General features: G+C 34.4%; 11 protein-coding genes. 3 read left to right on the forward strand and 8 right to left on the reverse strand.

Annotated elements, in window-relative coordinates; translation table 11 throughout:
• Positions 1 to 265: 265 nt before the first annotated feature.
• On the forward strand, positions 266 to 463 hold the full coding sequence (locus V9G42_08410) for a hypothetical protein (protein MEI2759435.1): 198 nt from the start codon (positions 266 to 268) through the stop codon (positions 461 to 463).
• A 118-nt stretch (positions 464 to 581) separates the two neighbouring features.
• On the opposite strand, the gene V9G42_08415 is transcribed toward V9G42_08410, so the two are convergent.
• From V9G42_08415 to V9G42_08450, 8 genes are read right to left on the reverse strand one after another with little or no spacing between them, the layout of a single operon-like run.
• Positions 582 to 1,685, reverse strand: coding sequence for an SPOR domain-containing protein (locus V9G42_08415; protein ID MEI2759436.1), 1,104 nt, complete (start codon positions 1,683 to 1,685; stop codon positions 582 to 584).
• A 32-nt stretch (positions 1,686 to 1,717) separates the two neighbouring features.
• Positions 1,718 to 2,764, reverse strand: coding sequence for a hypothetical protein (locus V9G42_08420; protein ID MEI2759437.1), 1,047 nt, complete (start codon positions 2,762 to 2,764; stop codon positions 1,718 to 1,720).
• A gap of 21 nt (positions 2,765 to 2,785) precedes the next feature.
• Entirely contained in the window at positions 2,786 to 3,961 is a 1,176-nt protein-coding gene (locus tag V9G42_08425) for a glycosyltransferase family 4 protein (protein ID MEI2759438.1), read from the reverse strand.
• A 6-nt stretch (positions 3,962 to 3,967) separates the two neighbouring features.
• Positions 3,968 to 4,972, reverse strand: coding sequence for a peptidoglycan bridge formation glycyltransferase FemA/FemB family protein (locus V9G42_08430; protein MEI2759439.1), 1,005 nt, complete (start codon positions 4,970 to 4,972; stop codon positions 3,968 to 3,970).
• A gap of 3 nt (positions 4,973 to 4,975) precedes the next feature.
• Entirely contained in the window at positions 4,976 to 6,106 is a 1,131-nt protein-coding gene (wecB, locus tag V9G42_08435; protein ID MEI2759440.1) for a UDP-N-acetylglucosamine 2-epimerase (non-hydrolyzing), read from the reverse strand.
• 51 nt (positions 6,107 to 6,157) lie between these two features.
• Positions 6,158 to 7,300 carry a prenyltransferase/squalene oxidase repeat-containing protein gene (locus tag V9G42_08440; GenBank protein MEI2759441.1) on the reverse strand — a complete coding sequence of 381 codons (1,143 nt, stop codon included), beginning with the start codon at positions 7,298 to 7,300 and terminating at the stop codon, positions 6,158 to 6,160.
• A gap of 10 nt (positions 7,301 to 7,310) precedes the next feature.
• Positions 7,311 to 9,104: an ABC transporter ATP-binding protein gene (locus V9G42_08445; GenBank protein MEI2759442.1), complete on the reverse strand. Its 1,794-nt coding sequence runs from the start codon at positions 9,102 to 9,104 to the stop codon at positions 7,311 to 7,313.
• A gap of 14 nt (positions 9,105 to 9,118) precedes the next feature.
• Positions 9,119 to 11,428 carry a polysaccharide biosynthesis tyrosine autokinase gene (locus tag V9G42_08450; GenBank protein ID MEI2759443.1) on the reverse strand — a complete coding sequence of 770 codons (2,310 nt, stop codon included), beginning with the start codon at positions 11,426 to 11,428 and terminating at the stop codon, positions 9,119 to 9,121.
• A 197-nt stretch (positions 11,429 to 11,625) separates the two neighbouring features.
• On the opposite strand from V9G42_08450, the gene gmd reads away from it, so the two are divergent.
• Positions 11,626 to 12,741, forward strand: coding sequence for a GDP-mannose 4,6-dehydratase (gene gmd, locus V9G42_08455; protein ID MEI2759444.1), 1,116 nt, complete (start codon positions 11,626 to 11,628; stop codon positions 12,739 to 12,741).
• A gap of 4 nt (positions 12,742 to 12,745) precedes the next feature.
• Positions 12,746 to 13,687 (forward strand): GDP-L-fucose synthase, encoded by a 942-nt coding sequence (locus V9G42_08460; protein ID MEI2759445.1) that lies wholly within the window; start codon positions 12,746 to 12,748, stop codon positions 13,685 to 13,687.
• Positions 13,688 to 13,744 lie beyond the last annotated feature (57 nt).

Raw genomic sequence — 13,744 nt, forward strand, 5'->3', positions numbered from 1 at the left:
AAAAACTTTGTAGATTTTTTTATCGTATTTATTATTGTAGTAACCTTTTGAAGGCTTGAAGTGAATAAATTACCAGATAAGATTATCCCTGCTTTTAACAGTAGGGTTGCTAAAACGGAGTTATGAAGAGTCAACCTAAAAATAAGTCTAAATAGAAGAGCCGTTAGCCCCGGGTATTCCGGGGCAATGGTAATTGTAAATATTAAAAGCTTATGGTAGTTATTAGTTGTAGCCCTTGGTTTTATTGCGTTTAAAATTGTTCCCCATGAGATATATTTTTTCTTTAGTTAGAGCACTTGCCTTTCTTATGATAATAGTGTTTATGCTTGTTTTGGCTGTTTTTAAAAAGTTGTTTAGTGTCTTTCCAATATCTGATAATTTGCTGTTACAGAATAAAAGAATTGATGGCAACCTGAATGTACTTATGCGCTATAAAAATCGCAATTCTTGGTTGGTAAATTAAAATCTTTTTATTTTTTTAGTGAGCATTTCAACTTGTGACTTGTAAAACTGAATTAATAAAAGATAGAACACAAACCTGATTTGTATATGTGTAAAAAATGCTTTCTAATTATGATATTTTATTTACGCATAATCCAGGCATCTTTGTAGCCTGAATCTTGTGCTTGATGCAAAGCTTCCTCTGCTTCGGTTTTAGTTGCAACAGATGCTATTGCAACAATCTCTAAACCATTTTTATTCTTACCTATTAATGCAGATGAAAATCCTTTTGATTTAAGTTCTGCATTTAAATTCAATGCATTATCATAAACCGAAAAGCATCCGCCAACAACATAGTATTGTCTTGTGTAATTTGAAACAGTAGGTTCCGGTTCCGGCAATTTCTTAGATTCAATTACCGGTTGAGGAAGGGGTTCTTCTTCAACAGAAGTATTTTCTTTTTCTGGTTTAGAATCATTTATTTGACTTGCACTTGTATCGGCTGTTGGTTTTTCGGTTTCGTATATGTTTTTCTCCCTAACAGGTGTTTCAGAAAGTATCAAATCCTCTTTGGATTTTTGCTCTTGCTTACTGTTGTTTAAACCATGGTTTAAATGAGTATCAGTTTCAGCGGTAACAGGGAAAATGGTAGCAAGACCTTTTGTTATTTTTGAGTTGATAGCAGGATTGAAATATGCAAAAGCAATTAGCGCAGCCACTCCGGTGTATGCAGCTATTTTTAAAATCAACTTTGAATGATTTGTGCGTTTTGGTGCAGGTTGAACAGCAGCATCTTTGTTGTTGAAAATTTCAAATGGTCTGTCACGTTGAATGGCAGGTGATTGAACTGTACTTAATCCGAACGAATCTGTCAAAAAGTTTTCATCGTCTGCCGGGATAAACTGTAAATTCTTTTCCGGATCAAAAAACAATACCCCAATTTTTTCAATTTGAAGTCGTTGGTTGGTTTCAAGTTGAGCTTTGCATAAAGTCACAAAATCATTAATCAGTTTGCAGGAATCGGTGTATGAAAGCAATAATTTCTGACTGATATAATTTGCTAAAAGTCCATCATTTGTTGTCAATTCACTGTTAAATGCAACAATTTTTGATGGAGGAGAAAATAAATGTTGAACAGGATGGATGGTTGCATTTTTATAACGAGCAACAAAGCCTCCGAATTGTGGAACTATCACACAATCATGCTGATGCAGAAGTTCAAAAATATACTTGCCTATTTTCATTTATCAGGCAAATATATAAAAAACTTTATGCCTTAAATCATTTTTCTGAAATCGGACTCTAAAATATACTTGTCTGATGCAAACTTTAAAAACTTATCAAACATTTTGATATTGTGCTGAGTAAGCATTTTAGGATGCGAGATAAAATGCATATACCCGTTATTGTGCAAATACTTTTTATATTCACCTTGCTTGACAGATGACATCAACTCAATAGCAATACGCTCCCAAGCTGAATCTAAAATGTCATGCCCCTGTTGCTGCGGCACGGCAAAATTTTTGTCAATTTTTACTGCTATCTGGCCTTCACCGCGAGAAAAACTATTATCGCCCGTAATCTTGTAATATAATTTGAGGAAAAACTTTTCAAGCAATTTTATATGCTGCGGAATATAGATTGATGAAATATTAAATTCGGTAAAACGACCATTGTCTTTTTCTACTGTAATATTATTATCGAATTGATAAATAGTTTTTTGAGGTGCTTTTGAAAAGTCGAAATATTGTGCATTGCTAAACAGGTAAAAACCTCCTAATACACTAAAGTCAAACTTGATATTATGCTTGATAAAATAGGGTAGAAAAACATCGAATGGTTGAATGCACCATCCACCCGCACGATAACTATCAACAATATAAGAGGGGTTAACCTTTGTTATATATTGCTGAAGAAGCTCAATTGACTGATCAAAAATTTCTGAACGCTCAGTTTCACTTATATGATAAAAACGATATTTGTCAGTGTTTAACAGTTGCCATTCATTGGTTTCGGGCAGATATCTTGCATCTAACCAGTGGGGGTGCAGATGAGGAAATATTTCATGACCACGGCTTGCAATTTCCTTTATGTGATTCATTACAATTTCAAAATCCTTCTTACAGGCAGCAATTTGAAAATTTTTCTTTAGAGTCAGAAGATAAGTTGTGTCAACAAAAAAAATGGCTTTGCATCCATGATGTTCAATAACATCCAATACTTGGTTGGTTGGATTAATGAGACAATCTACAACCGACCCGCTTCTGTTACCTAAAAACAACTCATAATCAAAAGTAATTAATACCTGCTTTGTGGTTTTCATATTTTTCAGAGAAGAATTACTTTACTTATGTTTATTAATGGCTTTCAAATAAAGGGCTTCTATTTCAGCCTCAATCTTTTTTTCTGCAAATCTATTTCGGCATTCTTCAGAAATTGCATTTTGATCGAAAGTGTTGTATTCTTCCATCATTTTAATCATTGCATTTGCAAAACTATCTTTCGCTGCTGCTGTTGCTGTTATTCCATTTTTATTATGTATAAAATCCCTTGGACCACCCGAGTCTGTTATTACTACAGGTCTGCCACAAGCTAAACTTTCTATAAGTACCACACCAAAAGTTTCATAAGTGCTGGTAAGTACAAATGAGTGACAATTGTCTAATTCTTTTTTGACCTCAGGTCGTGATAATGCACCTAAAAATTCAACTTTGTCTGTTAATGCAAGCTCATTTACATAATCTTTCAATTCATTAGACAGAGGGCCATCACCACCTATGCGTAGTCGAATATTATTGATTCCTTTTAATGTCATATATTTAAAGGAATCGAGTAATAATTTGTGGTTTTTTCTGGGTAGAAGGAATGAATTGGTAAAGAAAATAAACTCTTCCTGTTGATTGTATTTTTTTTGAATAAGGTCTTTAAAAAACAAATCGGCTACCATATTATGTACAACGGTAAAGGTCGTGTTTGGAAGACTTAATACTTTTTCAATATCATGTTTGAAGTTTTCACTTACAATAATTGATGCATCTGCATTTTCAAAAATATGCTTTGCCGTTTCTATATCTTCCTGATGGGTGATGCCACCTGTAATATAAGCAGTAAGATGTTCTGTTATAATAAATGGAAGTATATTCGCCTTAGCAATGTAGTGTCCAGCCATACCACCATGGAAAATACTGTGTGCATGTATTAAATCAGGTTTGCCATATTTTTTAGCATAACTATGATAGGTTTTCTCAACATTTTCACTAAACATTTTATATGCTAGTTTCCTCATCTTAGGTATTAACGTCTGATGGATTAATGAGTATGTTGGAATTCCATTATCGTCATAAAAATCAATAATTTCATCCTTCTTATTAAACAAGGAACGTACTGATGAAAATTGAGGATAAATAATCCCAACCTTATGTCCGGCAGACATGAGTGCACGGGCCTGTTCTTCGAAAAATGTCCCTAATACAGGCTCTGTGATAGATTTATACCAAGAAGGTATAATTAAAATGTGCATAAAAAATTAATTTGTAACCTGATCGATAATGTCTTTAAACTTGTTATTTGGATGTTTAATTTTAATAAGCAAATCATACATTTTTGCTTTCAGCGGATGAATGTCTGTCTTCCATAAAAAACCTTTCTTCAGTTCACCGCCAAAACCTCTTTTAAAACGGAAAACCCCTTCAAGTGTTGGGTCATTATTCCCGATTCGCACACCTACAAGGTCATATTTATTTACTCCCGATTCTTTCATTCGTTCAATCATCTTACTATGTAAATACTTCATTGAGCCATAGAGTTTGGAATCACCCCTGCTTCCTGCATGTGTGCACAATGCTGCATAATTAGAATGAACCATAAAAATGCCACCTATAGGATTGTCATTATCATATACAACACCTGCTGTAACATTATCGCTGCCAAGATAATTATAATAAGATTTAAAAAACTGTAGCTCTTCTGAAGACATCCCAATTCTTTTCATCGTATCAGAATAGCATAAATAAAAATCATCAAGTACTTCTATTCCGAATCTTACTACTGCACCATTTTTTTCTGAATGATGAATAGCTTTTTGATATTTTGGATGAAACTTCTGAAAGATTTCTTCTATTGTTTGTGCCTGCAGGTCTATGATATAGGTGCCAAATTCACAAAAGCGCGAATTGGCAGGCACGGAGCCAAGAATTCCATATGGATGTGGTTGAACCAATCGTTCGCAAGAATTGTTTTGAGTCAAGTATGATATTAACTCATTAAAAAACTCAATCTGTTCTTCCGGATTAAGTTCAATGTTATTCTTTATTGGGGCATGTAATATTTGGGCAAGCTTGAAAAATCGTGAAGAGAAAAACCGCAATGGCATATATGCTTTAAAATTTTCTGAGTATGTAATATAAATATTTTCTTTCATATACTCATGATACAATTGAGTAAACCCTGGAAGAAACTGAAACGGTGCGTCATTATTTAATGCGGATAATAATGACTGATCTTTTTTCTGTAGGTGGTTAAGTAGTAGCATAACTTATTTCAATAGGGTAGAGACATGACTTTCGCTTGAAAGGAATTTCATACAAGCTTCTAATATCCGTTTGGTGGATTGTCCATCCCACAATGGAGGAATAATTCCTTTTTTATATTTGTTTTGGACAATAGCATCAATACGATCTGAAATTTTTTCTTGACTGAATGGTACTAATTCATTAGTCCCGATATCAACCGTACATGGTCGTTCTGTATTTGCTCTTAGTGTAAGACACGGTATTTGCCTAAATGTACTTTCTTCCTGAATACCTCCACTGTCTGTCACAATATAAGCGCAGTCTGAAATTAGTTTCTGAAAAGCAAGATAATCTAATGGCTCTGTTAATATTAATTTCCTGTTTTCTGCAATCAGTGATTTCATTCCAAATTCTTCGATTCTGTGTAATGTGCGTGGGTGAATCGGAAATACAAGTTGATGATTTTTTGTAATGAGTTCAATAATTGAAAACAACTGCTTCAGGCCATCTTTATGATCAACCGTGGCCGGACGATGCATCGTCATCAGGACAAACTCTTTACTTTTAATTTTTAATGTTTCAAGGATGTTACTTTGTTGAATTTTTTTATCAAAGGCCACAAGTGTATCTATCATTGTGTTTCCCACAAAGAACATCTGTTTTTCTTGTTTACCTTCTTTAAGAAGGTTTTTATAACCACTGTCTTCGGTTATAAAAAAATAATCAGTGATCTCATCTGTTAACAAACGATTGATTTCTTCAGGCATTGTTCTGTCAAAGCTTCTCAGACCACTTTCAACATGGGCTATTTTTAAATCCATTTTATTTGCAGTTAATGCTGCAGCAAAAGTTGAATTTACATCACCCACTACCATAAGTAAATCAGGTTTGTTTTCCTGAATAACTTTCTCTAATCGAAGCATTATTTCTGCCATTTGAGAATTAGGGCTGCCGGATGGAATATTAAGCCAGAAATCTGGTGTTAAATCAAATTGTTCAAAGAAAATGTCGGCCATCTTGCTATCATAGTGCTGTCCGGTATGAACTATTTTTATATCGAAAGGCATACCTAAGTCGGCATTCACCTTTTTAAATTGTGTTACTTTAATAAAATTTGGTCTCGTCCCAACTACAATTAAAATCTTTTTCATCATCAAAATATATGGCTTATTTATACGTGAAGGTAGCTAATAAGTTTAAAATATCTATTGTTTCTTGGATTTATGTTTCATCTGAAGTAGTATTGCATCTGCAAAAAATTTTGCTGCCCAATTTGGGATATCATACGCAGCATAACCACCATTTACAGGCCATGATCCTGAAATGCCGCCATTTACCATTGGCGAATGTGAAATTAATTGCTTGCTCTTTACGTATTCAAGCAAACTATTCGCTGTATCTAAGTATTGTGTTTTACCTGTTTGTTCAAATAATACAAATCCGATTACACTTAACTGACAGTTGCCGGTAAGACAGCAAAACGCATTATCACTTGTCCACTCTTCGTCTAATTCGCCAGCCAGAAAACCGTTTTGTTTAGTAAGTGTAATAATATGTTGAAATGAATGTTCAACAGTTTCAATCCATTCTTTCTTTTCAAGATCAATAGCTGCACCTAATACACCTCGCAAGGCATAACCGATAGAATGTGTAGTTGGGATTTCATTCTCATCAAAACCATTATCACAAAAGTAATCTTGCGCATTAATTTGTTTTAAGGCAAAATTGATATTACTAATTCCGGCAGAAATATATTTCGACTCATTGAGACATTGACCAAGTTTGATTAATGCCCATGCTGTTCTGGTGTTGGAGCTAAGTTGATGAAGCGTAAATTCACGCCATGCACCATCCGAGTCCTGTACTTTTAAAAGCCAATCAGCACTTTGTATAGCAGCCTGAATAACTTCTTTTTTCTGACTTTGCTGATAATAGTCTGTTAATGCCATTATTATTTGACCATTATTAAAAACTCTTGGAGGTTGATTTTTAAAATCTCCATACGAACCGGGAAATGTGCCGTCTTTACGTTGGGTAAATAATAACCATTGAACTAACTCTTCAATAACTGGTCTTTCATGAAATACTTCTTGTAGTAATTCTGGTTTGTTATTTTTTAGATAGATGAGTGTGTTTATCCAAAAAGCAGTCGTTTCCGGATAAGCAGGCAGCCATTTGTTAAACATCATTGAGTACTTGGCAGCACTTCCTCCATTAGGTAAAAGTGTTTGCTTGAACCACTCAAGTGTCATTAGCAATCTATGCTCATCAGAAAAATTTTCGGCTGAAGCTTCTGACAATAAATTCAGATATCGCATTCTTATTTGTGAAATCAGCCGTTTAATCATTGCTAAAAGATTAAATTACTTTTTCAATTAATTCGCTATAGGAATAGACTCCGGCAATTTCACCATTTTTTAGCTCATAAATGCGGTCGCAGTTTTTAAGTGTAGTCACCCTGTGTGCAATAATAAAAATTGTTTTATTCGTGTCAGAAAGGGAATCAATTGCTTCACTCACTTCACGTTCTGTTTGTGTGTCTAAGGCACTCGTTGCCTCATCAAACACTAGAATTTGTGCATTTCTATACAGTGAGCGTGCAATACCTATCCGTTGTTTTTGCCCACCTGAAAGTCTTGAACCTCTTTCTCCAACTTCTGATTCTACTCCTTTTGGCAGGTTCCCTACAAAATCGTTTAAAGATGCTTGTTTGATGGCAGCATTAAGTAAATCGTTGTTAATTGTTTCTTCTCCAAATGCAACATTTTCTTTTATGTTTGAATCAATCATAAAAATATCTTGCTTTACATATCCGATTAGCCCTCGCCAGTAATCAAGGTTTTCTTCTTTTAATGGTTTGCCATCAATTAGAATCTGCCCGGAGTTTTCATCAAAAAAACGTAACAAAATATTCATGAGTGTTGTTTTGCCCGAGCCAGAACTACCTACAAAACCTATTTTTTCGCCCTTCTTTACTTTAAAGGAAATGGATTTCAATACAGGCTCTTGCGATTTTGGAAATGTAAAACTGATATTCTGAAATTCAATAGTGTTTTCAAATGAAATAGGGACATTCCTATCCATTTCTTTTTGCTTTACATAAAGCTCATTATATTCATTTAAGTTTTCAATGGCCACCTGATTTTTCGTGACTTGCATGACAGCATTCATTATCCTGTTTAAAGATGGCATTAAACGATATGCTGCAGCAGCAAATGCACCTACCATCATGATTACATCCTGTTGCCCGCCTTCAATAAAAATTGCATAAATAAATATGACAACTATTCCAAGAATTGCAACTAACTCATAACCTCTGAATGGTATCATGTTTATCACAATTGAATTCATGGATAAATCGTGATAAGCTTTTTGGTATTTCAGAAAACGATTCCTGTAATATTCAATTTTATTTGCAAGTTTAATATCCACAAAGCCCATAATTGAGTTATTGATTGCCGCAAGTGCCTGCGGAAACATCTTGTCTAAACCTCTACCTATCTGTTCATTTTTAGTGTTAACCGACTTGTAAAGTATGTAGGAGGCCGGTCCGATTATCATCAATATAAAAAGAAAGAGTTTAAGATTGTAAACAGCAATAAGTGTAACTATACAGAGTAATATTATGGACTCTGAAAAAAGCATCAGAATTGGTAACATCACCCATGCAGTATAAGATGCAGGGTTTTGCTGTACGTGATTTATAATACGTGATGATTTTACACTGTTAAAATTAAAATAACTTAAAGAGAAATATTTCGAAAATTGATTTTTAGATATGTTATTAGCCACATCTGCCATAAAACGGCCTTCAATATAGTTTACGAATATGCCAAAGCCTGTTTTGAAAAATTGAAATAGCAGGATTATGATAATGCAAAATACCATGAAAGATTTATCTGTTTCAAAATTCAGATAGCTGTATGCTGTACTCAAATATGAATTGGTATGTATAATTTGAGGTTCAGTAGCCATTTTTACCAACGGAAGAACAGATGCTAAACCAAATACATCTAAAATAGCAGATAAAAATATCAGAAATGCAATCCATTTAATCCGCTTTTTTTGAAGTGGAGATAAATGGTCTTTAAGACTTTTATAAGTTTGTCTGAACGCTTGTGCAGTAGAGTAATTGTTTTTACTTGGGGACATTTATTTTGCGCTTGTTATTTATAATATGCTCCGCCATAACCAACAGGCATGTTTTTAGGATTTACTCCGTTTAATATGAAGCTAAGGCTTTTTATTTGATTCTTCTCCATTAACTGATGTGCAACTTCAACAAAGTCTTTCTTACTGTAGCCTGCTTTCATTACATACAGATTCAAGTCAGAATGTTTCATCATTACTAAAGCATCCGACAGTAATCCAACCGGTGGCATATCTAAAATGATGTAATCGAAATGTTCTTTCAATTCATTAATTAATTGCTCCATCATTGAATCTAAAATTAACTCAGATGCATTAGGTGATTTTGGTCCGCTTAAGATGAGCTTAAGATTCTCAACAGGAGTTTCTTTTAATACTTCTTTTAAAGTTGCTTTTCCAACTATATATGATGTAACACCAACATCGTTAGTCATATTCCATGCAACTGCTTGTTTGGGTTTATGCAAATCCAGATCAACTATGACTACTTTCTTTTTAGCCCTGGCTAACATGGTGGCAGTATTTACGGCACAAAATGTTTTCCCTTCTCCGGAAATGGTAGAAGTGAAAAGAATAACTTTTGAAGATGTTTTCGGTGCAAAATAGGATAAGTTGGTTCGAATAACCCTGAATGCTTCTGCTGCAAGTGATTGCGGATGAGCATGTACAACAAGATAATCCTTCTTAGCCTCTGCACTTTTGCCAATAACACCAATGATAGGTTGATGGGTAATATCAGCAAGCTCCTCCTTAGTATATATATAATTAAGGAAAATATTTTTAAGAAAAACTAAAATAAAAGCAAGAGCCAAACCTACACCTGCTCCTAAAAATATCATTTTGTTTCGAATGGGACGCAATAACCCGGTGCTTGATGCGGGTTCAAGAATGGATTTGTCCGGTACAATGGCAGCTGATGCAATTACATTTTGTGCCCTGCTTTCCAATAAGAACAAATACATCTTTTCATTGATTTCTTTTTTTCTTGTAATATCACTAAGTCCTTTTATTGTTGAAGGCATTCTGTTTAATGATGCTGCAAAATTACCTTCACGTTCTGTCAATAGATTTATTTGCATTACAATATCCTTACGGATATTCATTATTATGCCGATAACTTTTTCTTTAGCTTTATTAATTTGCGCATCAACTTCTTTTATCTGCGGACTATTTGGTGTCATGCTGAAAGACAAATTTACTTTGCTTTGCATTAAAGCACTCAACTCATTAAAAGCATTAGAAAGTCCCGGATTAGCTTGTTCAGTCATTAAAGCTGGCGAGAGTGTAGTGAAATCACTGCTGCCGCTTGTTAACTGGTTATAAACATAATCTACTGAGTTGAGTCTTGCGGTAAGTTTAGCCTTCTCTCCCTGCACATCAATTTTTTCCTTTAAAAAAGTGCTTTGCTGATTGGCCACATCTATAGCTCCACTCTGTTGTTGGTATTCAACCAAACTTGTTTCAACACCATTCAACTGATCTTCGTAATCTTTTAATTGTGCTTCAATAAATTTTAATGAATTCTCATTAATTCCTCTTGCAACAGATATCGAATAATTGATATAAAGATTTGTTAGCGTATCAAGAAAGTCAACAGCTTTCTCTTCAACCTCATCTGCAATATTGATATTTATTACTGATGCATCTTCGTCTTTCTCCAAGTCGAGTGCATTTTTGTATTTCTTAACTAAATATCCGTGATTATTAATTACAAATACATACTGAAACTCGCTGAATTTTGAATTTTTAAGTATGGACTCCTGTTTGCCATTTATAATAATTGAAAATTTATCGGTTACAACAGGGTCTCCAAATTTGAGTACTTTATTATAGGAATAGTCGTTAGTTTTTATTTCAAGGCTGTAGGAGTCTTTATCAATAATGCGAAGATTAAATGGAATACCATAAAAATTCTCATCTAATATTTTACCATCAACACTAAAAGGCGTACCTTTATATACTTCACCTGTTTTTAAACGGCCTTTGATGTAATACGAAATATCAAGGTTAAGCTTTTTAATTGCCTCTGAAACTAATTTGGTTGAGGATAATATCTGTATTTCATTAGAAACCTCTTCTTTATTTGGGCCTAAGGGAAGGCTGGTTGAAAGTGCATCTTTGAAGGCGTTTTTAGTTGGGGTAATCAGAACCTTAGCCTCTGCGCCATAAATTCGAGTAGTCTTGTAATACAAGAAAATACCCCCGGCAACGCCCATAGTTAAAAACAAAATAAACCAGTACCAGTTTTTTACAAAAATAGTTAATACGTTTTTGACGTCTTTAGCATCAATAATGGATTGGTTTTTAATAACTTTTTGATTATTCATAAAATCAATAATTTACTGAACACACTTATACTTAAAAGTAGCATAAATGGTTAGCTATTTGGTGGTTTAAAATTGTTTAATTTGCACAAAATTAAAAAATTAAAGTGGGTTATAATTCAGGTTTTTTAATTTTATTAACTAATTGAAGTAACTAAGTAGAACCACATTACGTTTACCATATTTTAATTTAATCATCAATGAAAAGAGCATTAATTACCGGTGTTACCGGGCAGGATGGCGCTTATCTAAGCGAGCTGTTGCTGCAAAAAGGCTATGAGGTACATGGCATTAAACGCAGAAGTTCACTTTTTAATACGGAAAGGATTGACCATCTGTATGAAGATGTGCATCAAAAAAATGTAAAATTCAAGCTTCATTATGGCGATTTGACAGATTCTGCAAATATCATCAGAATTATTCAGGAAGTGCAGCCCGATGAAATTTATAACCTAGGTGCTATGAGTCATGTACGCGTAAGTTTCGACATGCCTGAATATACTGCTAATGCCGATGGTATCGGAACACTTCGTATTCTGGAAGCTGTGCGAATGTTGAATATGACTGATAAATGTAAAATCTATCAGGCATCTACCAGCGAATTGTATGGTTTGGTGCAGGAAGTTCCGCAGCGTGAATCTACACCGTTTTATCCACGTTCTCCCTATGCTGTAGCCAAACTTTATGCCTATTGGATAGTCGTTAATTACCGCGAGGCCTATAATATGTTTGCCAGTAATGGTATTTTATTTAACCACGAATCGCCACTTCGGGGCGAAACTTTTGTTACCCGCAAAATCACCCGTGCTGTATCCCGTATAGCTTTAGGGCTTCAGGATACTGTTTATATGGGAAATATTGATGCAAAGCGCGATTGGGGTCATGCAAAAGATTATGTAGAAGGTATGTGGCTGATGATGCAACAAGATAAGGCCGATGACTTTGTGTTGGCAACAGGTGTAACAACAACAGTTCGTGATTTTATTGTTCTTGCTTTTAATGAAGTAGGCATTGAAATAGAATTCAGTGGTAATGCTGAAAATGAAATTGCAGTAGCTAAGAAGTGCAGCAATCCTGCGTATCAGGTTCCTGTAGGGAATGTAGTTATGAAAATTGACCCGAAATATTACAGACCTTCTGAAGTAGAACTACTTATTGGCGACCCTGCAAAAGCAAAAAAAATTTTAGGATGGGAACCCAAACACAATCTGGCATCAATAGTAAAAGAAATGATGAATTGTGACCTTGAACTATTCAAGCGCGATCAATATTTAAAACAAGGTGGTCATAAAATCATCAATTATCACGAAGCTTAATATAATGCAGAAAAACAGTAAAATTTTTGTTGCTGGTCACCGTGGAATGGTTGGCTCTGCAATTGTTCGTAAACTTCAGTCCGAAGGATTTAATAATATTCTGACTAGAACATCTAAGGAACTTGACCTACGCAATCAACGTAACGTTGCTGATTTTTTTAATCATGAAAGGCCGGAGTTTGTATTTCTTGCTGCAGCAAAAGTTGGAGGTATAGTAGCCAATAACACATATAGAGCGGATTTTATTTACGAAAATCTGATTATTGAATGTAATGTTATAAAAAGCGCATTTGATTCAGGAGTAAAAAAGCTGTTATTCCTAGGCTCATCTTGTATTTATCCTAAAATGGCACCACAGCCATTAAAAGAAGAATACTTACTCACAGGCCCTTTGGAGCCTACAAATGAACCTTATGCATTGGCCAAAATAGCAGGCCTTAAAATGTGTGAAGCATTTCGCGATCAATATGGAGTAGATTATATATCGGCAATGCCTACAAATCTTTATGGCCCCAATGATAATTATGACTTAAAAAACTCACATGTTTTGCCAGCATTGGTTCGTAAATTTTATGATGCTCTGGAAAATAATCTGCCTTCTGTAGAAATTTGGGGAACCGGATCTCCAAGACGCGAATTTTTGCATGTTGATGACTTAGCAGATGCATGTTTTTTTCTGATGCAGAATTATAGTGATCGTTCTACTGTAAATATCGGTACAGGAGAAGATATCAGTATTAAAGAATTGGCATTGCTTATTAAAGAAACTTTCGGGTTTAATGGCCAACTGAATTTTGATACAACTAAACCTGATGGTACACCACGAAAACTATTGTCTGTAGCCAAATTGCATCAATTAGGATGGAAACACAGCATTACATTGGAAAATGGTGTGGCTAATGTATGCAATGAAGTTAAAAGCATGAAGTCTTTCTTAGAGCGATAAAAATGCTCTTTGCAAAAGAAGGTATTGAATAGAAAACTATCAATACGCTTTCAAAAT

This window comes from Bacteroidia bacterium, from assembly GCA_037045145.1.
GTDB lineage: Bacteria > Bacteroidota > Bacteroidia > AKYH767-A > OLB10 > OLB10.

Excerpts from the sequence above, each read along its gene's own strand:
- V9G42_08420 (MEI2759437.1), bottom strand. The coding sequence starts at position 2,764 with ATGAAAACCACAAAGCAGGTATTAATTACTTTTGATTATGAGTTGTTT.
- V9G42_08440 (MEI2759441.1), bottom strand. The coding sequence starts at position 7,300 with ATGATTAAACGGCTGATTTCACAAATAAGAATGCGATATCTGAATTTA.
- V9G42_08445 (MEI2759442.1), bottom strand. The coding sequence starts at position 9,104 with ATGTCCCCAAGTAAAAACAATTACTCTACTGCACAAGCGTTCAGACAA.
- V9G42_08410 (MEI2759435.1), top strand. The coding sequence starts at position 266 with ATGAGATATATTTTTTCTTTAGTTAGAGCACTTGCCTTTCTTATGATA.
- gmd (MEI2759444.1), top strand. The coding sequence starts at position 11,626 with ATGAAAAGAGCATTAATTACCGGTGTTACCGGGCAGGATGGCGCTTAT.
- V9G42_08460 (MEI2759445.1), top strand. The coding sequence starts at position 12,746 with ATGCAGAAAAACAGTAAAATTTTTGTTGCTGGTCACCGTGGAATGGTT.
- wecB (MEI2759440.1), bottom strand. The coding sequence starts at position 6,106 with ATGATGAAAAAGATTTTAATTGTAGTTGGGACGAGACCAAATTTTATT.
- V9G42_08415 (MEI2759436.1), bottom strand. The coding sequence starts at position 1,685 with ATGAAAATAGGCAAGTATATTTTTGAACTTCTGCATCAGCATGATTGT.
- V9G42_08430 (MEI2759439.1), bottom strand. The coding sequence starts at position 4,972 with ATGCTACTACTTAACCACCTACAGAAAAAAGATCAGTCATTATTATCC.
- V9G42_08450 (MEI2759443.1), bottom strand. The coding sequence starts at position 11,428 with ATGAATAATCAAAAAGTTATTAAAAACCAATCCATTATTGATGCTAAA.
- V9G42_08425 (MEI2759438.1), bottom strand. The coding sequence starts at position 3,961 with ATGCACATTTTAATTATACCTTCTTGGTATAAATCTATCACAGAGCCT.